Origin of the sequence: Qipengyuania sp. R86523, assembly GCF_044596365.1 — a bacterium.
GTDB lineage: Bacteria > Pseudomonadota > Alphaproteobacteria > Sphingomonadales > Sphingomonadaceae > Qipengyuania > Qipengyuania citrea.
In genome coordinates this window covers 683,789-704,624 of record NZ_CP138997.1, presented here as the reverse complement: position 1 = coordinate 704,624, position 20,836 = coordinate 683,789, and the positions used below count along the sequence as shown (strand labels likewise).

Annotated in this window: 22 protein-coding genes; 18 read left to right on the top strand and 4 right to left on the bottom strand. The window is 64.4% G+C overall.

Annotated elements, in window-relative coordinates:
* Positions 1-8 precede the first annotated feature (8 nt).
* The 4 genes from SJY12_RS03440 to SJY12_RS03425 all read left to right on the top strand — a co-directional run bounded on the left by SJY12_RS03440 (position 9) and on the right by SJY12_RS03425 (position 5,892).
* Positions 9-2,507, top strand: coding sequence for a penicillin-binding protein 1A (locus SJY12_RS03440; RefSeq protein ID WP_397505995.1), 2,499 nt, complete (start codon positions 9-11; stop codon positions 2,505-2,507).
* An 83-nt stretch (positions 2,508-2,590) separates the two neighbouring features.
* Positions 2,591-3,718, top strand: a complete 1,128-nt coding sequence (gene prfB / locus SJY12_RS03435; protein WP_397505994.1) for a peptide chain release factor 2 — start codon at positions 2,591-2,593, stop codon at positions 3,716-3,718.
* Positions 3,719-3,783: 65 nt separating this feature from the next.
* Complete coding sequence (locus tag SJY12_RS03430) at positions 3,784-4,458, top strand: class I SAM-dependent methyltransferase (RefSeq protein WP_397506638.1); 675 nt, start codon at positions 3,784-3,786, stop codon at positions 4,456-4,458.
* A gap of 27 nt (positions 4,459-4,485) precedes the next feature.
* Positions 4,486-5,892, top strand: a complete 1,407-nt coding sequence (locus tag SJY12_RS03425; protein WP_397505993.1) for an NAD(P)H-dependent flavin oxidoreductase — start codon at positions 4,486-4,488, stop codon at positions 5,890-5,892.
* Between the two features lie 60 nt (positions 5,893-5,952).
* Here the strand turns inward: SJY12_RS03425 and SJY12_RS03420 are convergent, their stop codons facing one another.
* Positions 5,953-6,966, bottom strand: a complete 1,014-nt coding sequence (locus SJY12_RS03420) for a 2-hydroxyacid dehydrogenase (protein ID WP_397505992.1) — start codon at positions 6,964-6,966, stop codon at positions 5,953-5,955.
* Between the two features lie 109 nt (positions 6,967-7,075).
* On the opposite strand from SJY12_RS03420, the gene SJY12_RS03415 reads away from it, so the two are divergent.
* A complete protein-coding gene (locus SJY12_RS03415) occupies positions 7,076-7,543 on the top strand; it encodes an SH3 domain-containing protein (RefSeq protein WP_063506588.1) in 468 nt (155 codons plus the stop codon).
* Positions 7,544-7,546: 3 nt separating this feature from the next.
* On the opposite strand, the gene SJY12_RS03410 is transcribed toward SJY12_RS03415, so the two are convergent.
* From SJY12_RS03410 to SJY12_RS03400, 3 genes are read right to left on the bottom strand one after another with little or no spacing between them, the layout of a single operon-like run.
* Positions 7,547-7,957, bottom strand: coding sequence for a hypothetical protein (locus SJY12_RS03410; protein WP_397505991.1), 411 nt, complete (start codon positions 7,955-7,957; stop codon positions 7,547-7,549).
* Positions 7,958-8,014: 57 nt separating this feature from the next.
* Positions 8,015-8,437, bottom strand: coding sequence for a hypothetical protein (locus tag SJY12_RS03405; protein ID WP_397505990.1), 423 nt, complete (start codon positions 8,435-8,437; stop codon positions 8,015-8,017).
* A gap of 56 nt (positions 8,438-8,493) precedes the next feature.
* Positions 8,494-9,690, bottom strand: a complete 1,197-nt coding sequence (locus tag SJY12_RS03400) for a thiolase family protein (RefSeq protein ID WP_397505989.1) — start codon at positions 9,688-9,690, stop codon at positions 8,494-8,496.
* 104 nt (positions 9,691-9,794) lie between these two features.
* On the opposite strand from SJY12_RS03400, the gene SJY12_RS03395 reads away from it, so the two are divergent.
* The 13 genes from SJY12_RS03395 (at position 9,795) to nuoI (ending at position 20,745) form a co-directional block, all read left to right on the top strand.
* Positions 9,795-11,225, top strand: coding sequence for a coniferyl aldehyde dehydrogenase (locus tag SJY12_RS03395; RefSeq protein WP_397505988.1), 1,431 nt, complete (start codon positions 9,795-9,797; stop codon positions 11,223-11,225).
* A 130-nt stretch (positions 11,226-11,355) separates the two neighbouring features.
* The gene (gene ndhC / locus SJY12_RS03390) at positions 11,356-11,730 is read left to right on the top strand and encodes an NADH-quinone oxidoreductase subunit A (RefSeq protein WP_050601222.1); all 375 of its coding nucleotides are present in this window, start codon (positions 11,356-11,358) and stop codon (positions 11,728-11,730) included.
* Position 11,731: 1 nt separating this feature from the next.
* Complete coding sequence (locus tag SJY12_RS03385; protein ID WP_082835494.1) at positions 11,732-12,298, top strand: NADH-quinone oxidoreductase subunit B family protein; 567 nt, start codon at positions 11,732-11,734, stop codon at positions 12,296-12,298.
* 6 nt (positions 12,299-12,304) lie between these two features.
* The gene (locus tag SJY12_RS03380; protein WP_397505987.1) at positions 12,305-13,195 is read left to right on the top strand and encodes an NADH-quinone oxidoreductase subunit C; all 891 of its coding nucleotides are present in this window, start codon (positions 12,305-12,307) and stop codon (positions 13,193-13,195) included.
* Positions 13,192-13,725, top strand: coding sequence for a hypothetical protein (locus SJY12_RS03375; protein ID WP_397505986.1), 534 nt, complete (start codon positions 13,192-13,194; stop codon positions 13,723-13,725). Before SJY12_RS03380 ends, SJY12_RS03375 begins: the two co-directional genes overlap by 4 nt.
* Positions 13,722-14,939 carry an NADH-quinone oxidoreductase subunit D gene (locus tag SJY12_RS03370; RefSeq protein ID WP_050601225.1) on the top strand — a complete coding sequence of 406 codons (1,218 nt, stop codon included), beginning with the start codon at positions 13,722-13,724 and terminating at the stop codon, positions 14,937-14,939. The genes SJY12_RS03375 and SJY12_RS03370 overlap by 4 nt, the downstream gene beginning before the upstream one ends.
* Positions 14,936-15,118 carry a hypothetical protein gene (locus SJY12_RS03365; protein ID WP_063511447.1) on the top strand — a complete coding sequence of 61 codons (183 nt, stop codon included), beginning with the start codon at positions 14,936-14,938 and terminating at the stop codon, positions 15,116-15,118. The genes SJY12_RS03370 and SJY12_RS03365 overlap by 4 nt, the downstream gene beginning before the upstream one ends.
* Positions 15,111-15,779 (top strand): NADH-quinone oxidoreductase subunit NuoE, encoded by a 669-nt coding sequence (gene nuoE, locus SJY12_RS03360; RefSeq protein WP_397505985.1) that lies wholly within the window; start codon positions 15,111-15,113, stop codon positions 15,777-15,779. Before SJY12_RS03365 ends, nuoE begins: the two co-directional genes overlap by 8 nt.
* Positions 15,779-15,919 (top strand): hypothetical protein, encoded by a 141-nt coding sequence (locus SJY12_RS03355; protein WP_197458229.1) that lies wholly within the window; start codon positions 15,779-15,781, stop codon positions 15,917-15,919. The genes nuoE and SJY12_RS03355 overlap by 1 nt, the downstream gene beginning before the upstream one ends.
* The gene (nuoF, locus tag SJY12_RS03350) at positions 15,919-17,211 is read left to right on the top strand and encodes an NADH-quinone oxidoreductase subunit NuoF (RefSeq protein WP_397505984.1); all 1,293 of its coding nucleotides are present in this window, start codon (positions 15,919-15,921) and stop codon (positions 17,209-17,211) included. Before SJY12_RS03355 ends, nuoF begins: the two co-directional genes overlap by 1 nt.
* Positions 17,211-19,220 (top strand): NADH-quinone oxidoreductase subunit NuoG, encoded by a 2,010-nt coding sequence (gene nuoG, locus SJY12_RS03345; protein ID WP_397505983.1) that lies wholly within the window; start codon positions 17,211-17,213, stop codon positions 19,218-19,220. The genes nuoF and nuoG overlap by 1 nt, the downstream gene beginning before the upstream one ends.
* Positions 19,217-20,263: an NADH-quinone oxidoreductase subunit NuoH gene (nuoH, locus tag SJY12_RS03340; protein WP_050601229.1), complete on the top strand. Its 1,047-nt coding sequence runs from the start codon at positions 19,217-19,219 to the stop codon at positions 20,261-20,263. The genes nuoG and nuoH overlap by 4 nt, the downstream gene beginning before the upstream one ends.
* Positions 20,260-20,745 (top strand): NADH-quinone oxidoreductase subunit NuoI, encoded by a 486-nt coding sequence (gene nuoI / locus SJY12_RS03335; RefSeq protein ID WP_050601230.1) that lies wholly within the window; start codon positions 20,260-20,262, stop codon positions 20,743-20,745. Before nuoH ends, nuoI begins: the two co-directional genes overlap by 4 nt.
* Positions 20,746-20,836 lie beyond the last annotated feature (91 nt).

Sequence of the window (20,836 nt, the reverse complement as noted above, 5' to 3'; positions counted from 1 at the left end):
GCACTATCATGCCAGAACAAGCCGCCCTGCAATATTATCGCTACCGTATCAGCCGCGATCCCAAGCGGCTGATCGCGTGGTTCGGTGACAATTGGTCGCACAATCGCAAGCTGCGCGTGCTCAGCTATCTCGGCGGCTTCGCGGTGGTGGCCATCCTGCTCGCCTGGGCGACGCTGGGTCGCAACCTGCCCGATGCCGAATTGCTGCTGGAATATGAAACGCCGCTGCCCACGGTAGTGCGCGGGATCGACGGCGAAATCGTCAGCACCTATGCGCGCGAACGGCGCGTTCAGCTGCAGTATGTGGATTTCCCCGAGCGGCTGACGCAGGCGTTCCTGTCGGCCGAGGACAAGACATTCTTCAGCCATGGCGGGGTGGATATCACCGGCACGGCGAATGCAGTGATCGACTATGCGACCAAGTTCGGGTCGGGCGAACGCGCGGTCGGCGGGTCGACGATCACCCAACAGGTCGCCAAGAACCTGCTGCTGGGCGACGAATATTCGGTGACCCGCAAGCTGAAGGAAATGATCCTCGCCACGCGCATCGAAAGCGTGCTGACGAAGGAGGAAATCCTCGAACTCTATCTCAACGAGATTCCGCTGGGGCGGCGCAGTTTCGGCGTGCAGGCGGCAGCGCGCGCCTATTTCGACAAGGATGTCGGCGATCTCGACCTGCATGAGATGGCCTTCCTTGCCATCCTGCCCAAGGCCCCCGAGCGCTATGGCCGCGAACGGTATCGCGACATGGCGATCGTGCGGCGCAATTTCGTGCTCGACCAGATGGTGGCGAACGATTTCGTCGCGTCGGAAGAGGCCGAAGCGGCCAAACGGATGGGCCTGGGGCTGGTCGAACAGCAACGGACGCGTTCGGCCGATGCGGGGTATTTCCTCGAGGAAGTCCGCCGCCAGTTGATCGACCAGTTCGGCGAAACCGCCGACGATGGCCGCAACAGCGTCTATTCGGGCGGGCTGTGGGTGCGCACCTCGCTCGATGTCGAACTGCAGGATGCCGCGCGCGACGCGCTGCGGGCGCAGCTTATCAGCTATCACGGCAATCGCGGGTTTACCGGGCCGATTGCCACGCTCAATCCCGACAATGGCGATCTTACCGCGCAGCTCGCTTCGTCCAACATCGGGATCAACTATCGCGACTGGCGCGTCGGCGTGGTGACAGCGCCGGGGCGGATCGGCTTTTCCGATGGCGAGGAATTCGCGCTGTCGGGCGGGCCCTCGTCGCTCAAGCCAGGCGATGTGGTCGCCGCGGCAAGGTCGGGCGGGGGCTATGCGATCCGCGGCGTTCCCGAGGTTTCGGGCGCGTTCCTTGCCGAAGCGCCGCAAACCGGCCGGGTGCTCGCCATGCAGGGCGGCTTCGACAGCCGGCTCGGCAGTTTCAACCGCGCGACGCAGGCGCTGAGGCAGCCGGGGTCGACGATCAAGCCCTTCGTCTATGCCGCCGCGCTGGACCAGGGAATGACCCCGGCGACGCAGGTGCCCGACCAGACGTTCTGTGTCTGGCAGGGCGCCAATCTGGGCGAGAAATGCTTCCGCAACTTCGGCGGCGGCGGGGGCGGTGTCCATACGCTGCGCTGGGGCCTCGAACAGAGCCGCAACCTGATGACGGTCCACATCGCCGACGATGCCGGAATGGACAATGTGATCAAGACGATCGACCGGCTCGGCATCGGCTCCTACGAACCCTATTATTCCTTCGCACTGGGCGCGGGCGACACCACGGTGGCGCGGATGGTCAACGCCTATGCCGCGCTGGCCAACTGGGGCCGGCAGAACCCGGGCTCGGTGATCGATTACGTCCAGGACCGCGACGGCAAGGTGATCTTCCGCACCGACACGCGCAACTGTTCGGGATGCAACATGGCCGAATGGGACGGGCAACCGATGCCGCGCTTCGACGTGTCGGGCAAGCAGGTGCTCGACCCGCGCACCGCGTTCCAGATGGTCCACATGCTGCAGGGCGTGGTCACCCGCGGTACCGCGGTCCGCCTGCGCAGCCTCGACCTACCGCTGTTCGGCAAGACCGGCACCACCAATGGCCCGACCAATGCCTGGTTCGTCGGCGGCTCGCCCGAAATCATCGCCGGCATGTACGTCGGCTTCGACCAGCCGCGCAATCTGGGCGGCTGGGTGCAGGGCGGCAATACCGCGGCCACGATCATGAAGCGCTTCGTCGAAGCCACTCCGGATCGCTGGCAGGCCGAGGATTTCGTAGCCCCGCCGGGCGTGCGGATGGTCAAGATCGACCGCCGCAGCGGCAAGCGCGTGTTCGAAGGAACCCCGTCGAACGAGCCCACCGCTTCGATCATCTGGGAAGTCTTCAAGCCCGACACCGAACCGCCGCGGGCGACACGCAGCGATGCGATCGCCGCCAAGCGCAACGAGATTCTCGAGCTGATCCGCCGCGGCCGGCAGGGGGCGCTATCGGCGCGCGCGCGCGATGGCGGCGACCAGCCCAACGATTTCGTCGAGGACCAGGGCGGCATCTACTGACGCACGCGTCCCGCCGCCGCTGCACTTTACAATCGCCCTGCGCATATTAGGGGCAGGTCCAAGCAGATCCGAAGGAATTTCCTATGCGTGCCGAAGGGCAGGCCCATATCGACCGTATCCAAGCCGCGCTGTCGCTGGTGCGCCAGTCGCTCGACTGGGAGCAGGCGCTGCGCCGGCTCGACGAACTCGACGCGCGCGTCCAGGACCCCACCCTGTGGGACGATCCCAAGCAGGCGCAGGCGATCACGCAGGAACAGAAACGCCTCGAAACCGCGATCAACACGGTGCGCGAAATCGAGAGCGAGATGGCCGATGCGATCGAGTTCGTCGAGATGGGCGAAGCCGAAGGCGATGCCGAGGTCGAGCGTGAAGGGCTCGATTCGCTCGCCGGGCTGGCCGACCGCGCCGACCGCGACAAAGTCCAGGCGCTGCTTTCGGGCGAAGCCGACGGCTCCGATACCTATCTGCAGATCAACGCCGGTGCGGGCGGCACCGAAAGCCAGGACTGGGCGGACATGCTCCTGCGCATGTATGCGCGCTGGGCCGAACGGCGCGGCTTCAAGGTCGAAACGGTCGAATATGCCGCGGGCGACCAGGCCGGGATCAAGAGCGCGACGCTGCTGATCAAGGGCGAGAACGCCTATGGCTATGCCAAGACCGAAAGCGGCGTTCACCGGCTCGTGCGGATCAGCCCTTACGACAGCTCGGCGCGGCGCCACACCAGCTTCAGCTCGGTGTGGGTCTATCCGGTGATCGACGACGACATCGACATCGAGATCAATCCCGCCGACCTCAAGATCGACACTTACCGCGCCAGCGGCGCGGGCGGGCAGCACGTCAACACGACCAATTCCGCCGTCCGTATCACCCACCAGCCCACCGGCATCGTCGTCGCCAGCCAGAACGACCGCAGCCAGCACAAGAACCGCGCCACCGCGATGAACATGCTGAAAGCGCGGCTGTTCGAACGCGAGATGGCCGAACGCGAGGCGGCCGCTTCGGGCGAATACCAGGAAAAGAGCGACATCGGGTGGGGGCACCAGATCCGGTCCTATGTGCTGCAGCCGTATCAGATGGTGAAGGACCTGCGCACCGGCGTTCAGTCGCCCACGCCCGACGACGTGCTCGACGGCGCGCTCGACCCGTTCATCTCGGCCGCGCTGGCGCAGCGGGTGACCGGCGAGAAGGTCGAGGTAGAGGATACCGAGTGAGGCACCGCCTCCTCTCGACCCTGCTGGTCGCGGCGGCATTGGCCGGCTGCGAGGGCAATGCGCGAATGGCCGATGACGGCCCGCGCTTCCCGGAACCCGACCGCCCGGTGTCCGAACTGGGGTCGAACCAGTTCTCGACCGAAGACCAGCGCGACAGCCGCGGCGAGGCGAGCACGGTGATGGAGCTTGCCGAGATCGCCGAGGGCATGACCGTGGCAGATATCGGCGCGGGCAATGGCTATTACACCGTTCGCCTGGCCGAACGCGTCGGCGATGACGGCCGCGTGCTGGCGCAGGATATCGATGGCGCAGCGCTGACCCGGCTAGCCCGCCGGATCGAGCGCTACCGGCTCGAAAACGTCTCGATCCGGCAGGGCGAACTGGCCGATCCGATGCTGCCCGCCGCCAGTTTCGATCGCATCTTCATGGTCCACATGTACCACGAGATCGAAAGCCCCTATGAATTCCTCTGGCGGATGTGGCCCGCGCTGCGTGAGGGCGGGCAGGTGGTCGTCGTCGATATCGACCGGCCGACCGACCAGCACGGGATCGACCCGCTGCTGCTGAGCTGCGAATTCGAAGCGGTCGGTTACGAGCTGGTGGCTTTCAAGGACGCGCCCGAACTGGCGGGGTACTATGCACAGTTCAAGGCAGCCGCTACGAGACCCGCTCCCGGAGAGATAGAGCGCTGTCGCGGCGATCGTGCCGCGCTAGGCGCCAGGGCCGAACGGCCTGCATAAGACAAAAGCAGAGAAAGCGTTGAGTTTATGAGTTTCAAGGGTCTCGAGCCGATCAGCTATGGCGGCAAGGAAGTCTGGCCGCTGGTCGAAGGCGGCAAGGGCGTGTCCGCCACCAATCACCTGAGTTCGGGTGCCTGGGCCGCCGCGGGCGGCATCGGCACCGTCAGCGCGGTCAATGCCGACAGCTATGACGAGGACGGCAACCCGATCCCGCAGGTCTATCCGCAGGCGACCCGCGTCGAACGCTTCGAACAGCTGGTGCGCTACGGCATCGAAGGCGGCACCGAACAGGTCAAGCGCGCGCACGAAATCTCGGGCGGCAAGGGCGCGATCAACATCAACGTGCTGTGGGAAATGGGCGGCGCGCAGCAGGTCCTCGAAGGCATTCTCGAGAACTGCCCCGGCCTCGTCACCGGCGTCACCTGCGGCGCGGGCATGCCCTACAAGCTCGCGGAAATCGCCGCGAAGCACAATGTCCACTACCTGCCCATCGTCAGCTCGGCGCGCGCGTTCCGTGCGCTGTGGAAGCGCAGCTATTCCAAGGTCCCCGACCTGATGGCGGCAGTGGTCTATGAAGACCCCTGGCTGGCGGGCGGGCACAACGGCCTGTCCAACGCCGAGGACCCGGCCAAGCCCGAGGATCCCTATCCGCGCGTTGCCGCGCTGCGCGACACGATGCGCAAGGAAGGCGTGTCCGAAGACACTGCCATCGTCATGGCTGGCGGCGTGTGGTTCCTGCGCGAATGGAACGACTGGATCGACAATCCCGAGCTGGGCAAGATCATGTTCCAGTTCGGCACGCGTCCGCTGCTGACGCAGGAAAGCCCGATCCCCAATGTGTGGAAGGACATGCTGCGCACGGTCGAGCCGGGCGACGTAGCGCTGCACAAGTTCAGCCCGACCGGTTTCTATTCCAGCGCGGTGAAGACGCCGTTCCTCTACGATCTGATGCATCGCAGCGAGCGGCAGATCCCGATCTTCAAGCGCGACGAGGAGGAAGGGACCATTCCGCTGGCCGATCACGGCAAGGCGAAATATTTCTTCGTTCACCCCGGCGACCAGCGCAAGGCGCAGGCCTGGATGCACGAGGGCTTTACCGAAGCGCTCAAGACGCCCGACGACACGGTGGTGTTCACCACTCCCGAAAGCGCCGAGCAGATCCGCGCCGACCAGCAGGCCTGCATGGGCTGCCTGTCGCACTGCCAGTTCTCGAGCTGGAAGGATCACGACAACCACACCACCGGGCGGCTCGCCGATCCGCGCAGCTTCTGCATCCAGAAAACGCTGCAGGACATCGCGCATGGCGGCGACCCGGACGAGAACCTCGCTTTCGCCGGCCACGCGGCCTACCGCTTCAAGCAGGACCCGTTCTATTCGAACAACTACACCCCCACGGTGCAGGAACTGGTCGAGCGCATCCTGACCGGCGACTAGGCCCTACAATACCGGATCCGCTTCACCCCGGCCTTCGGGCCGGGGCGGGGTGATCTCGGGTCAGAACCCCGTCAGCACCTGATCGGGCGGGCGGTGGCCGTCGGCCCACATGCGGATGTTGGCGATCACCTTAAGACCGCTGTCCTCGCGGCCCTCGCGCGTGGCGCTGCCGATATGCGGCAGTGTCATCACGTTGGGGTGGGCGATCAGGCGCGTATCGACATCGGGTTCGTCGGGATAGACGTCGAGCCCCGCACCCGCGAGCTTGCCGCTTTCCAGCGCGGCGATCAGCGCTTCCTGGTCGACCAGATCACCGCGGGCAGTGTTGATGAGGCAGGCGCCGTCCTTCATCAGGCCGATCCGCCGCGCATCGATCATGTGGTGCGTATCGGGGCCTGCAGGGCAATGCAGCGAGAGGATATCGGCTTCGCTCATCAGGTCGTCGAGCTGTTCGACCCAGCGCGCCTTGAACATGCGTTCCACCGCTTCGGGGAGCCGCTTGCGATTGTGATAGGCGATTTCGAGCCCGAAGGCATGCGCCCGGTGAGCCACCGCCTGGCCGATACGGCCCATGCCGACGATCCCCAGCACCTTGCCCGCCAGCTTGGTCCCGAGCAGCGCGGTAGGCGTCCAGCCGGTCCACCGGCCGCTGCGGATCAGTTCGACCCCTTCACGGATGCGGCGGGGCACGCCGATAATCCCCGACATGGCGAGATCGGCGGTGTCGTCGGTAAAGACGCCCGGGGTGTTGGTGACCAGGATATTGCGGGCGGAAGCCGCTGCGAGGTCGATGTGTTCGGTGCCCGCGCCGAAATTGGCGATCAGTCCCAATTGCGGGCCGGCAGCGGCGATCATGTCGGCATCGATCCGGTCGGTCACCGTCGGCACCAGCACGTCGTATTCCTGCATCGCGGCGACCAGCTGTTCGCGCGCGAGGGGCTGGTCCTTGGTGTTGAGGCTGACGTCGAACAACTCGCGCATGCGGCTTTCGACCGAAGGCATCAGGTGACGCGTGACGAAGACGCGCGGCGTGCGTTCGAGACGCTTGGCGGGGCGGGTGTCGGGGCTTTCCATGTGTGCAGCAGCGCTAGGACGCCGGCGGCGCCGTGGTCAAGGATTCGCCTGCGATATCGCGCATCAAGGGCGTTGACTGGAAGCGCGTGATGCCCGATTCACCACCGCGATGTTTGCACGCCTATTCATGCCTTTCCTGCTGCTGGCCGGCCTTGCTGCTCCCCTGCAGGCGCAGGACCGCGAAACCCCCTATTGGGCGACGATCCGTGCAAGCGTACTCAACATGCGTGTCGGCCCGAGCGCGGATTACAAGATCGACTGGGTCTACCGGCTTCCCGGCCTGCCGGTGAAGGTCCTGCGGCTGATGGAAGGCTGGCGGCTGATCGAGGATCCCGACGGCGCGCAGGGTTGGGTCGTGGCCCGGCTGCTCAGTCCCGATCGCGGGGCCATCGTCATCGGGGACGGCCTGGCCGAACTGCGCGATGGCCCGTCGCACGACGCAATGCTGAAATGGCGCGTCGAACCCGGCGTGGTCGGTGCGCTCGGAGGCTGCGACGATGGCTGGTGCGAACTTCGCATCGACGATTATCGGGGCTATATCGCGCAGAACCGGCTGTGGGGCGCAGGCGAACCCTGAAGGTTATCCGCCGATCGGGCGGATCGTGTAGCTCTCGCTTCCGTCGTCGCGCGTGCTTGTGAAACTCCCGTCCTCGGCCAAGGCAGAATTCGTCCAGCAGCGTTCCTGCTGATCGGGCCCGTCGCCATCCGGGTCGAAGCAGGCGAGGCCGCGCTCGTCCCGCCAGGTTCCGCGTCCGACTTCATTGCCTTCGGCATCGAGATCCGCATAGGTTCCGTCAGACTTGACGACAGTCTGCGAATAGACCGTTCCGTCACCGCCCTCGATGGCATATCTGCCCGGTCCCATCACATAGGCGGCAGGAGAGGCACGTTCGCTCCCTTCGATCGGCGTTTGCGTGTCGGCGTTGGTCTCGTTGCTGCATCCGGCAATCAGCGCCCCAAGCACAACGATCGGCAAAAGCTTGAACGTCATGAAATCCTCCCTTGCGAACGATCAGGGCGGCTAGCGTAGCGCCGCCCTGATCGTTTGTCATTCCGACGGGGCGGCCAACGCTTGGGCTTCGACCTTGCGGACGGAGGACTGGACCGTGCCGTCTTCGCCGCGCATTTCGAAAGCACCATCTTCTGCCGGCGCACCGCCGGTATAGCATTCCTCGGGATCGTTGCCTTCCGGATCGAAGCACATCGTCCCATTGTCGCCGGTGCGCCAAGTGCCGCCGCCGATGCGGGTGCCATCGGGAGTCGTGTCGACGTAGGTACCATCGGCATTGATGGTCTGCATCGTGACGCTGCCGTCGGCGAGCTTCACCTCATAGGTGCCGGCGACATTACCGGTGGCGGTGCTGTCGAGCGTCGTGTCAGCGGTTTCGATCGGCTCGACCGGAGCCTCTGCCTCGTTGGAACCGCAGGCGGCAAGCGCCACACAGGATGCGGCGACCAGAAACTTCTTCATGGATACTTCCCCTTTCGCCCGCCTCAACGCGCGCGAAAGGGGTAAGTGCCCGAATATCAGACCAGTTCGACTGCGACCGCCGTGGCTTCGCCGCCGCCGATGCACAACGAGGCGACACCCCGCTTCTTGCCCTGTTGCTTGAGGGCGTTGAGCAGCGTCACGATGATGCGTGTGCCGCTGGCGCCGATCGGGTGGCCTAGAGCCGTGCCGCCGCCGTTCACGTTGATCTTGTCGTGCGGGATGCCGATGTCGCGCATCGCGAACATGGCGACGCAGGCAAAGGCCTCGTTGACTTCCCACAGTTCGACTTCGTCCGCGCTCCAGCCGGCCTTGTCGAGGACCTTCTCGATCGCGCCGATCGGGGCGACGGTGAACTGCGCGGGTTCCTGCGCATGCGCGGCCATGGCGACGATCTTCGCCACCGGCTGCTGGCTATTGGCCTTAGCGACGCTTTCGCGGCTCAGAACCACGGCCGCCGCACCGTCGGAGATCGAGGAGGAGGTCGCTGCGGTGATCGTGCCGTCCCTGGCGAAGGCGGGGCGCAGCTGGGGGATCTTGTCGGGACGGCCCTTGCCGGGCTGCTCGTCATGCTCGACCGTGACTTCGCCCTTGCGGGTCGTGAATGTGACCGGGACCACTTCGTCGGCAAAGGCGCCGCTGTCGATCGCGGCATTCGCGCGGCGTAGCGATTCGATCGAGTATTCGTCCATTTCCTCGCGTGTCATCTGGTAGTCATTGGCGGTTTCCTGCGCGAAAGTGCCCATCGCCCGGCCTTCTTCGTATGCGTCCTCGAGCCCGTCGAGGAACATGTGGTCATAGGTGGTGTCGTGTCCGAGGCGCGCGCCGCTGCGGTGCTTCTTGAGCAGGTAGGGAGCATTGGTCATGCTCTCCATCCCGCCCGCGACGACATAGTCCACCGTGCCGCTGGCGAGCGCTTCGGCGCCCATGATCACCGTCTGCATGCCGCTGCCGCAGACCTTGTTGACCGTGGTCGCCTGGACCGACTTGGGCAGGCCTGCCTTGATCGATGCCTGCCGCGCGGGCGCCTGGCCCAGCCCGGCGGGCAGCACGCAGCCCATGTAGGTGCGGTCGAAACTGTCCACCGGCACCCCCGAGCGCTCGACCGCGGCCTTTACTGCCGTGGCCCCGAGATCGGTGGCCGAGACATCGGCGAGCGCGCCCTGCATGCCGCCCATCGGAGTGCGGGCGTAAGACAGGATGACGACGGGATCGGATGCGCTGAACTGGGTCATGCTTGTGTATGTCCTTCGGTTCTGGAATATCGGTTGCCAATGGCGACCTATCTGGTGGCCCACAACCTAGTGCTGCGATGCAGCAATATCAAACGGAGAGAGCAATGGCGGACGACCGGAAAACCGAAATGGAAGCCGTATTGCGCAAGCAGCGCGCCGCGCACCACCAGATGCGCCCCGAACCGCTGGCGCTGCGCAAGGACCGCATCCAGCGCGCGATGAAGCTGCTCACCGATCATGCCGACGACCTGTGCAAGGTGATGGCCGCCGATTTCGGCAATCGCTCGCCGCACCAGTCGATGATCACCGACATCGCGGGCACGGTGAACTTCGGCAAGTACTGCCTCAAGCACATGGACAAATGGTCGCGCCCCGAAAAGCGCCATGTCCAGTTCCCGCTCGGCCTGCTGGGTGCGAAGGCCGAGGTGCGCTACGAGCCCAAGGGCGTGGTGGGCATCCTCAGCCCGTGGAACTTCCCCGTCAATCTCAGCTTCGGCCCGCTGATGCAGATCTTCGCTGCGGGCAATCGCGCGATGATCAAGCCGAGCGAGTTCACCGAGAAGACCAGCCTACTGACCAAGGAACTGGTCGAGGAATACTTCACCCCCGACGAATGCGCGGTGTTCACCGGCGGGCCCGAAGTCGCCGCGGCGTTCAGCGAACTGCCGTTCGACCACCTGATCTTCACCGGTTCGACCGCGACGGGGCGCAAGGTGATGGAATCGGCGGCCAAGAACCTCGTCCCCGTCACGCTCGAACTGGGCGGCAAGAGCCCGGTGTTCCTCGGCGAAAGTGCCGATTTCGCCAAGGCGGGCGAGCGGGTGGCATTGGGCAAGATGCTCAACGCGGGCCAGATCTGCCTCGCGCCCGATTACCTCTATGTCCCCGAAAGCAAGCAGGACGAGGCAATCCACGGCGTGTGGCAGGGCACGGCCAACATGTACCCCACGCTGCTCGATAACGAGGACTACGCCAGCGTCGTCACCGACCGCCATTTCGACCGCCTGCAGGAGCTGGTTGCCGATGCGCGCGACAAGGGTGCCGAGGTGATCGAGGTCAATCCCGGGAACGAGGATTTCTCCAACACCAATGCGCGCAAGATGCCGCTGACGATCCTCAAGAACGTCAATGACGACATGCGCGCGTTGCAGGAGGAAATCTTCGGCCCGGTCCTGCCGGTGAAGACCTATCGCCACATCGACGAGGCGATCGATTACGTGAACGACCACGATCGCCCGCTGGGCCTGTATTTCTTCGGCCAGGACAGCGACGAGCGCGAGAAGGTGCTGTCGCGGACGATCAGCGGCGGTGTGACGGTCAACGACGTTATCTTCCACGTGTCGATGGAAGACCTGCCGTTCGGCGGAGTTGGACCGAGCGGGATGGGCAGCTATCACGGGGTCGAGGGCTTCCGCGAATTCAGCCACGCACGCAGCATCTATACCCAGCCCAAGATCGACGTCGCCAAGCTGGGCGGATTCAAGCCGCCCTATGGGCCCGCGACTGAAAAAGCGGTCAAAACGATGATGAAGTAACACCCCGGGGCAGGGGGTGTGCGCGGGGTGCGGAATTGTTGCGAATTGTTCGCATTTCTGCACCCTTGCGCCATCTGGGTGAGGGGCCTAGAGGCGGGCGCGAACCAAGCTTTACGCCTAGGAATCATTCGTGGTCGACCTCGAACAATACCTGCCCATCCTGATCTTCCTGATATTCGCCGCAGGGCTTTCGGCGCTGTTCGTCTTCCTGCCGATGGGCGTGTCGCGGCTGACCGGAGCGCACAAGCCCGATGCCGAGAAGCTCAGCGAATATGAGTGCGGTTTCCCCGCCTTCGAAGACCCGCGCAGCCAGTTCGACGTCAAGTTCTACCTCGTGGCGATCAGCTTCCTGCTGTTCGATCTCGAGGCCTCGTTCCTGTTTCCCTGGGCGGTAAGCCTCGAATACACCGGCTGGACCGGCTGGATTGCGATGATCATCTTCCTCGGCATTCTGGCGGTCGGCCTGGCCTATGAATGGAAGATGGGCGCACTGGACTGGGAATGACATGAGCAATTCGACCATCATCACCCCGCCGCAGACCGTGCCCGCCGCGCAGGGCGGCGAAACCCGCCAGCCCGACGCGGACTATTTCAACGCGCTCCAGACCGAGGTGAACGACAAGGGGTTCCTCGTCACCAGCACCGAGGACCTGTTCCAGTGGGCGCGCACCGGATCGCTGTGGTGGATGACCTTCGGCCTCGCCTGCTGCGCGGTCGAGATGATCCACGTCAACATGCCGCGTTACGACATGGAGCGCTTCGGCGTCGCTCCGCGCGCCTCGCCGCGGCAGAGCGACGTGATGATCGTCGCCGGTACGCTGTGCAACAAGATGGCGCCCGCGCTGCGCAAGGTCTACGACCAGATGTCGGAGCCCAAATACGTCATCTCGATGGGCAGCTGCGCCAATGGCGGCGGCTATTACCATTACAGCTATTCGGTGGTGCGCGGCTGCGACCGTATCGTCCCCGTCGACATCTATGTTCCCGGGTGCCCGCCGACCGCCGAAGCGCTGCTTTACGGCGTGATGCAGCTGCAGCGGAAAATCCGCCGCGCGGGCACGATCGAGAGGTAGGGCGCAATGGCTACGCTACATTCCGCACCCCGCTTCACGCAGATCAACGGGCTGAAGGACACGCTGGGCAAGGCGCTCGGCGCGCACTTGCTCAATGTGCATGAAGAGCACGGCGAACTGCTGTTCACCGTGAAGCGCGACAGCATCGAGGACGTGCTGCGCATCCTGCGCGACGACCACAAGTACCAGCAGCTGATGGAAATCGCCGGGGTCGACTATCCGAGCCGCGCGGAGCGGTTCGAAGTCGTCTACATGCTGCTGTCGCTGACCACGAACAACCGCATCATGGTCAAGTGTTCGGCGAGCGAGGACACGCCGGTCCCGACGGCAACGACGCTGTGGCCCAATGCAGGCTGGCTCGAGCGCGAAGTGTTCGACATGTACGGCGTGCTCTTCGCAGGCAATACCGACCTGCGCCGGATCCTCACCGATTACGGTTTCGAAGGGCACCCCTTCCGCAAGGATTTCCCGCTTACCGGCTATCACGAGCTGCGCTATTCGGAGGACGAGAAGCGCGTGGTCTATGAACCGGTCGAGCTCGCGCAGGACCTGCGCCAGTTCGACTTCATGAGCCCCTGGGAAGGGGCCGATTACGTGCTGCCGGGTGACGAGAAGGCGGATGTCCCGCCGGTCGACGAACCCAAGACCACCGAAACGCCCAAGGACACGGGTGCGGGCAAGAAAACCGACGAACATGCGGCCGACAAGGTCAGCGCCGGTGCCCCGGCCGAGGAAGACGGCGGCGAGAACGCCCCGGCTCCCGAACCGACCGAGGACCAGCCCGCACGCGCCGAGCGCGAGGGCAAGACCACCGACACCGCCGAAGCGACCGAGCCGGATACGCCGGATAACGATGCCGGCGGCCCCGCGCCTGCGGCCGGGAAGCGCAAGTCATGAAGCGGCTGCTCCTGATTGCCCTCCCGCTGGCGCTCGCCGGGTGTTCTTCGGAACCCGCCGAGCAGGAAAGCGCCGACGATTTCGCCAGCCGTATCGGCCAGGACGGCAATGCCGCTGGCGGACCGCAGGCCGATCCCGACCTGCCCAACACTGCAAGCGTTACGGCGCCCGGCGGTGCCGATCTGACCCAGCTCCAGAAGTTGGGCGATATCGGCGGCGTCGACCTGGGTGCGCGCGACGGCGGCTGCACGCTGATGGTCGGCAAGGACGAAATGCTGATCGCCGGTGCGCCCGATGACGCCTCGGTCCCCGGCAAGGCGGTGGTGCGCGTGGGCGATAGCCTGGTGCTGACCGATGCCGCGGCGGGCGGTCTCGACGCCATCCGCGACGGGACCAGCTTCGCGGGCGAAGGCTTCACTGTATCGGTCGCCCCCGCTGCGGGCACCGAGCAACGCCGTACCGCGAATGTCACCGTGACCGACGCGGCGGGCAAGACGCAAAGCTACAGCGGTAACTGGATCTGTTCATGAGCCACGCCATGCACCTGGAAGAGTCGCCGACCACCGGCGACGAAGTGATCACCAATTACACGATCAACTTCGGGCCCCAGCACCCCGCGGCGCACGGCGTGCTGCGCATGGTGATGGAGCTCGACGGCGAGATCATCGAACGGATCGATCCGCATGTTGGCCTGCTGCACCGCGGCACCGAAAAGCTGATCGAGCACAAGACCTATCTGCAGGCGCTGCCCTATTTCGACCGGCTCGACTATTGTTCGCCGCTGGCGCAGGAATACAGCTACGTCCTCGCGATCGAGAAGCTGCTCAATGTCGAGGTGCCCGAACGCGCGCAATACCTGCGCGTGCTGTTCGCCGAGCTGACCCGTATCTGCAATCACATGCTCAATATCGGCGCCCATGTCATGGATGTCGGCGCGATGACGCCGAACCTGTGGGTGTTCGAGCTGCGCGAAGACTGCATGAACTTCTTCGAGCGGGCCTCGGGTGCGCGCATGCACAGCGCCTGGTTCCGCCCCGGCGGCGTCCACCAGGACGTGCCTGAAAAGCTGTTGGTCGACATCGGCAACTGGGTCGATGGCCGGCTCCAGGAACTGTTCGGCGATGCGATGAGCCTCGTGCTCGACAACCGCATCTTCAAGCAGCGCAATGTCGATATCGCCGTGGTCAGCAAGGACGATGCGGTCGCCTGGGGTTTCTCCGGCCCGATGATCCGCGCTGCGGGCATCCCGTGGGACCTGCGCAAGTCGCAGCCCTACGACGTCTACGAGCGGATGGAATTCGACATTCCCGTGGGCACCAATTCCGACTGCTACGACCGTTTCGTGGTGCGCGTGAAGGAAGTCTACGAAAGCGCGAAGATCATCAAGCAGTGCCTGGCGCAGATGCCCGGCGGGCCGATCTGCTCCGACGACCGCAAGGTCTCGCCGCCCAAACGTGCCGAGATGAAGCAGTCGATGGAAGCGCTGATCCATCACTTCAAGCTCTACACCGAAGGGTTCCACGTCCCCGCGGGCGAAGTCTATGTCGCGACCGAAAGCCCCAAGGGCGAATTCGGCGTCTATCTGGTCAGCGACGGGTCGAACAAACCCTATCGCTGCAAGATCCGGCCGACCGCGTTCAGCCACTTGCAGGCGATGGATTTCATGAGCCGCGGCCATATGCTGCCCGACGCCACCGCCATTCTCGGCGCCATCGACGTCGTGTTCGGGGAGTGTGACCGGTGATTGCGCGCGAAGTGTTCATCTTCATCGCGGCATTTGCGGCATTCGCTTCGGCGGTTGCTGCCTATCTGTTCGCCTTCCATGGCGAAAGCTCGCTCAAGGAAATCCTTTCGACGGCCTTCGCTGCCGTCATCGGTCTCTATGTGGGCCGTTATGTCGAACGCAGGTTGATCAATGGCTGACCGTTCCCTTGCTCCCGATACCCCCAAGCTGCGCGAGCGCTGGGGCGGTTTCGAGTTCACCGAAAGCTACCGGGCCCGTGCCGACAGGGCGATTGCGCGCTATCCCGAAGGGCGCCAGCGCTCGGCAGTGATGCCGCTGCTCGACCTCGCCCAGCGCCAGGTGGGTGAAGAAACAAACACGCAGGGCTGGCTGCCGCTGCCGGTGATCGAATATGTCGCCGATTACCTCGACATGCCCGTGATCCGCGTACTCGAGGTTGCGACCTTCTACTTCATGTACAACCTCCGGCCCGTGGGTAAGTACCACGTGCAGGTGTGCGGCACGACGCCGTGCATGCTGCGTGGTTCGGACGGCCTTCTCGCCACCTGCAGCAAGCGCGGGATGAAGAAGGGGCACGTCTCCGAAGACGGGTTGTGGACGCTGACCGAAGTCGAATGCATGGGCAATTGCGCGACTGCGCCGATGGTCCAGATCAACGACGACAATTACGAAGACCTGACCCCCGAGCGCCTCGACGCGGTGCTCGACGCACTGGCCAAGGGCGAGCAACCCAAGACCGGCACGCAGGAACCCGGCCGCCACACCAGCGAACCCGCCGGTGGGCCGACCACGCTGACCGAGATGGTCGATGCCAATCACGATTACCGGAAGGAATGGTGATGGAGATCGTCACTATCCTGGTCGCGTTGGTGCTCGCCTGGATCGCCTGGAAGGTGCTGGTGGGCCTCGTGAAATTCGGCGTTCTCGCGCTTATCGCGGTCGCTGCCATCTATTTCCTCTCGCAAGGGGGCGCATTCTGATGCTTGCCGACAAGGATCGCATCTTCACCAATGTCTACGGCTTCCAGGACTGGGGCCTCAAGGCGGCGCAGCAGCGCGGCGACTGGGACGATACCAAATCGCTGATCGCGCGCGGCCATGACAGCATCATCGACGAGATGAAGGCTTCGGGGCTGCGCGGGCGGGGCGGGGCAGGCTTCCCCACCGGCCTGAAATGGTCGTTCATGCCGAAGGAATCGAAGGACGGCCGTCCCAGCTTCCTCGTCATCAATGCCGACGAGTCCGAACCCGGCAGTTGCAAGGACCGCGAGATCATCCGCCACGATCCGCACAAGCTGATCGAAGGCGCGCTGGTCGCCGGCTATGCAATGCGTGCTCGCGCGGCCTATATCTATATCCGCGGCGAATACATCCGTGAGGCGGAGACGCTTCAGGCCGCGATCGACGAAGCCTATGATGCGGGGCTGATCGGCAAGAACGCCAGCAAATCGGGCTACGATTTCGACGTCTTCCTGCACCGCGGTGCAGGGGCCTATATCTGCGGCGAAGAGACCGCGATGATCGAGAGCCTCGAGGGCAAGAAGGGCCAGCCGCGGCTCAAGCCCCCGTTCCCCGCGGGAGCAGGCCTCTACGGCTGCCCGACCACGGTCAACAATGTCGAATTGATTGCCGTCGTGCCGACCATCCTGCGCCGGGGCGCATCGTGGTTCAGCTCGTTCGGGCGCGAGAACAACAAGGGCACCAAGCTCTTCCAGGTCAGCGGCCATGTGAACAAGCCCTGCGTGGTCGAGGAAGCGCTCAGCATTCCGTTCAGCGAGCTGATCGAGAAGCATTGCGGCGGTATCCGCGGCGGCAAGGACAATCTGCTCGCGGTGATCCCGGGCGGATCGTCGGTGCCGCTGGTTCCGGCCGAGCAGATCTGGGATGCGCCGATGGATTTCGACGGGCTCAAGGAGCTCGGCTCGGGTCTCGGCACTGCGGGCGTCATCGTGATGGACAAGTCGACCGACATCGTCCGCGCGATCAGCCGCATCAGCTATTTCTACAAGCACGAGAGCTGCGGCCAGTGCACGCCCTGCCGCGAAGGCACGGGCTGGATGTGGCGGATGATGGAACGCCTGCGCACCGGCGATGCCGCGATCGAGGAAATCGACATGCTGCAGCAGGTCACCAAGCAGGTCGAAGGCCATACCATCTGCGCGCTGGGCGATGCGGCTGCCTGGCCGATCCAGGGCCTGATCCGCCACTTCCGCCCCGAGCTCGAGCGCCGGATCGAAGAACACAACGCCAAATTTGCCGAGGCAGCGGAATAATGCCCAAAGTCACCGTAGACGGACAGGAAATCGAGGTCCCCGATGGCGCGACCGTCCTTCAGGCCTGCGAGCTTGCGGGCAAGGAAATCCCGCGCTTCTGCTATCACGAGCGGCTGAGCATCGCCGGCAACTGCCGCATGTGCCTGGTCGAAGTGAAGCCCGGACCGCCAAAGCCGCAGGCGAGCTGTGCGCTGCCGGCTACCGACGGGCAGGAAATCCGCACCGACAGCGAAATGGTCAAGACCGCGCGCGAAGGCGTGATGGAATTCCTGCTGATCAACCATCCGCTCGACTGCCCGATCTGCGACCAGGGCGGCGAATGCGACCTGCAGGACCAGTCGGTCGCCTATGGCCGCGGGGCCACGCGCTACGAAGAGAACAAGCGCGCGGTGACCGAGAAATACATGGGCCCGCTGATCAAGACGGTCATGACCCGCTGCATCCACTGCACCCGCTGCGTGCGCTTCTCCGAAGAGATCGCCGGCGTGGACGAAATCGGCGCGCTCTATCGCGGCGAGGACATGCAGATCACTACCTATCTCGAGCAGGCGGCCGAGCACGAGCTGTCGGCCAATGTGATCGACCTGTGCCCGGTCGGCGCGCTGACCAGCCGCCCCTATGCCTTCGAAGCGCGCCCGTGGGAGCTCAAGAAGACGCTCAGCATCGACGTCTCGGATGCGGTGGGGTCGAACATCCGGCTCGACAGCCGTGGCCGCGAAGTCATGCGCGCGCTGCCGCGCATCAATGACGACGTCAACGAGGAATGGATCTCGGACAAGACCCGCTACCAGGTCGACGGCCTGTCGAAGCGGCGCCTGGACAAGGTCTTCATGCGCAAGCGCGGCAAGCTGCAACCGGCGAGCTGGGACGAGGCGTTCAAGGCGATCGCCAAGGCCAAGCCGGGCAACAGCATTGCCGCCATCGCGGGCGACATGGTCGATTGCGAAACCATGTTCGCCGCCAAGACGCTGCTCAAGGCCTGCGGTTCGTCGCTGATCGAAGGCCGCCAGACCGGCATGGATTACGACGTATCAAACCTGGCCGCGGTCAATTTCAATTCGACCTTTGCGGGTATCGAAACCGCCGATGCTATCCTGATCGTCGGCAGCCACATCCGCTGGGAAGCGCCGCTGGTCAACGTGCGGATCCGCAAGGCCGTGAAGCGCGGCGCCAGGGTCTTCGTGGTCGGTCCGCAGTGGGACACGACCTATCCGGCGCAGTTCCTCGGCGAGGACCTCGCAGTACTCGGCGAATTGCCCAAGGACGTGGTCGATGCCTTCGCCGGCGCCGACCGCCCCGCCATCATCATGGGCGGCGCGGCGCTTGCCAAGGGTGCGCTGGGCGCAGGCCTCGCCTTTGCCGAAACGCACAAGCTGGTGCGCGAGGGCTGGAACGGCTTCAACGTGCTGCACTTCAGCGCAGCACGGATGGGCGGATTGATGCTCGGTTTCGCGCAGAAGGGCGGGATGAAGGACATCGCCGCGGCAGGGCCCAAGGTGGTCATCAGCCTGGGCGCCGACGAGATGGATTTCGAACCCTTCGCCGACAGCCTGAAGGTCTATATCGGCCATCACGGCGACAAGGGCGCGCATGCGGCGGACATCATCCTGCCGGGTTCGAGCTTCGCCGAGAAGGACGGGACCTACGTCAATACCGAAGGCCGCGTGCAGTTCGCCGAACGCGCTGTGTTCGCGCCGGGTGACGCGCGCGAGGACTGGACGATCCTGCGCGCGCTGGCCGATGCGCTCAAGGTCGAGGTCGGCTTCGACAGCTTTGCCGAATTGCAGGCCAACATGATCCGCGAAGTCCCCGCACTGGGCGAGGAAGGCCTTGCCGGCTATGGCGACTTGCCCAAGGGTGGCAGCACGGCCAAGGCGGAAGGACGGATCACCGCCTATCCGATCAAGGACTTCTACCTCACCAATCCCATCGCCCGCGCCAGCGCGGTGATGCAGCAATGTTCGAGCGAACTGCTCGGCAGCGGCGAGCTTGCGGAGGCCGCGGAATGACCGAATTCTTCCAATCGCTGGGCATGACCTACGAATGGGCCTGGGGTCTTGCGACCTTTGCCGGGATCCTGCTGATCGCGCTGCCGCTGATGCTCAGCGTCGCGATGGTCATCTATGTCGACCGCAAGGTGTGGGCGGCGATCAACCTGCGCCGCGGTCCCAATGTGGTCGGCCCGTTCGGCCTGCTGCAGAGCTTTGCCGACGGGTTGAAGGTGTTCCTGCAGGAAACGATCATTCCCTCGGCGGCGAACAAGGGGATCTTCCTCCTTGCGCCGATCCTTACCTTCACCGTCGCGCTCGGCGCGTGGGCGGTGGTGCCGTTCAGCGCCGAAGCGGTGCTGGCGGACATCAATATCGGGCTGCTCTACATCCTCGCGATCAGTTCGCTGTCGGTGTACGGCGTGGTGATGAGCGGGTGGGCGAGTAACTCTAAATACCCGTTCTTCTCGGCCATGCGCGCCGCCGCGCAGATGATCAGCTACGAAGTCTCTATCGGCTTCATCCTGGTGTGCGTCGTGCTGTTCGCGGGCACGTTCAATCTGAACGACATCGTCCGCGCGCAGGAAGGCTTCGGCCTCGGCTTCATCAACGCCTATGGCATCCATCCGCTGCTGTTCCCGATGTGGGTGATGTTCTTCATCAGCTCGCTCGCGGAAACGCAGCGCGTGCCGTTCGATCTGACCGAGGCGGAGAGCGAGCTCGTCGCTGGATACCAGACCGAATATAGCTCGATGAGCTTCGCGCTGTTCTGGCTGGGCGAATATGCCAACATCCTGCTGATGTGCATTCTCAATGCGCTGCTGTTCTGGGGTGGCTGGCTGCCGCCGTTCGACTGGGCACCGCTCTATTACGTGCCCGGGATCGTCTGGCTGCTGCTCAAGACCTTCTTCTTCTTCTTCATGTTCAGCTGGGTGATGGCGACCGTACCGCGCTATCGCTACGACCAGCTGATGCGCCTGGGCTGGAAGGTGTTCCTTCCCATCAGCCTCGGCTTCGTCGTCGTCATTTCGGGCTATCTGATGGCCACGGGACATTACGGATGAGTATCGCGCAAACCATCAAGGCGTTCACCCTGTGGGAGTTCGTGAAGGCGCATGCCCTCACGCTGAAGTATTTCTTCAAGCCCAAGGTCACGATCAACTACCCGTTCGAGAAGAACCCGATCTCGCCCCGCTTCCGCGGCGAGCATGCGCTGCGCCGCTATCCCAACGGGGAAGAACGCTGCATCGCTTGCAAGCTGTGCGAGGCCGTCTGCCCCGCGCAGGCGATCACCATCGAGAGCGAACCGCGCGAGGACGGCAGCCGCCGCACCACGCGCTACGACATCGACATGACCAAGTGCATCTATTGCGGCTTCTGTCAGGAAGCCTGCCCGGTGGATGCCGTGGTCGAGGGGCCGAACTTCGAATACGCCACCGAAACGCGTGAAGAACTGCTGTACGACAAGGCCAAGCTGCTGGCGAACGGGGACAAGTGGGAGCGGGCGATCGCCGCGAACCTTGAAGCCGATGCGCCCTATCGCTAGGGGCCGCGCGTGACTGGGGCATACCAACTCACCACCATTTCCGTCATCCCCGCGCAGGCGCGGATCCATCAGGCGGCAGTGGCACCATGCA

Coding starts and splice junctions, on each gene's coding strand:
- SJY12_RS03440 (WP_397505995.1), top strand. CDS start 9: ATGCCAGAACAAGCCGCCCTGCAATATTATCGCTACCGTATCAGCCGC.
- prfB (WP_397505994.1), top strand. CDS start 2,591: ATGCGTGCCGAAGGGCAGGCCCATATCGACCGTATCCAAGCCGCGCTG.
- SJY12_RS03430 (WP_397506638.1), top strand. CDS start 3,784: ATGGCCGATGACGGCCCGCGCTTCCCGGAACCCGACCGCCCGGTGTCC.
- SJY12_RS03425 (WP_397505993.1), top strand. CDS start 4,486: ATGAGTTTCAAGGGTCTCGAGCCGATCAGCTATGGCGGCAAGGAAGTC.
- SJY12_RS03420 (WP_397505992.1), bottom strand. CDS start 6,966: ATGGAAAGCCCCGACACCCGCCCCGCCAAGCGTCTCGAACGCACGCCG.
- SJY12_RS03415 (WP_063506588.1), top strand. CDS start 7,076: ATGTTTGCACGCCTATTCATGCCTTTCCTGCTGCTGGCCGGCCTTGCT.
- SJY12_RS03410 (WP_397505991.1), bottom strand. CDS start 7,957: ATGACGTTCAAGCTTTTGCCGATCGTTGTGCTTGGGGCGCTGATTGCC.
- SJY12_RS03405 (WP_397505990.1), bottom strand. CDS start 8,437: ATGAAGAAGTTTCTGGTCGCCGCATCCTGTGTGGCGCTTGCCGCCTGC.
- SJY12_RS03400 (WP_397505989.1), bottom strand. CDS start 9,690: ATGACCCAGTTCAGCGCATCCGATCCCGTCGTCATCCTGTCTTACGCC.
- SJY12_RS03395 (WP_397505988.1), top strand. CDS start 9,795: ATGGCGGACGACCGGAAAACCGAAATGGAAGCCGTATTGCGCAAGCAG.
- SJY12_RS03385 (WP_082835494.1), top strand. CDS start 11,732: ATGAGCAATTCGACCATCATCACCCCGCCGCAGACCGTGCCCGCCGCG.
- SJY12_RS03380 (WP_397505987.1), top strand. CDS start 12,305: ATGGCTACGCTACATTCCGCACCCCGCTTCACGCAGATCAACGGGCTG.
- SJY12_RS03375 (WP_397505986.1), top strand. CDS start 13,192: ATGAAGCGGCTGCTCCTGATTGCCCTCCCGCTGGCGCTCGCCGGGTGT.
- SJY12_RS03370 (WP_050601225.1), top strand. CDS start 13,722: ATGAGCCACGCCATGCACCTGGAAGAGTCGCCGACCACCGGCGACGAA.
- nuoE (WP_397505985.1), top strand. CDS start 15,111: ATGGCTGACCGTTCCCTTGCTCCCGATACCCCCAAGCTGCGCGAGCGC.
- SJY12_RS03355 (WP_197458229.1), top strand. CDS start 15,779: ATGGAGATCGTCACTATCCTGGTCGCGTTGGTGCTCGCCTGGATCGCC.
- nuoF (WP_397505984.1), top strand. CDS start 15,919: ATGCTTGCCGACAAGGATCGCATCTTCACCAATGTCTACGGCTTCCAG.
- nuoG (WP_397505983.1), top strand. CDS start 17,211: ATGCCCAAAGTCACCGTAGACGGACAGGAAATCGAGGTCCCCGATGGC.
- nuoH (WP_050601229.1), top strand. CDS start 19,217: ATGACCGAATTCTTCCAATCGCTGGGCATGACCTACGAATGGGCCTGG.
- nuoI (WP_050601230.1), top strand. CDS start 20,260: ATGAGTATCGCGCAAACCATCAAGGCGTTCACCCTGTGGGAGTTCGTG.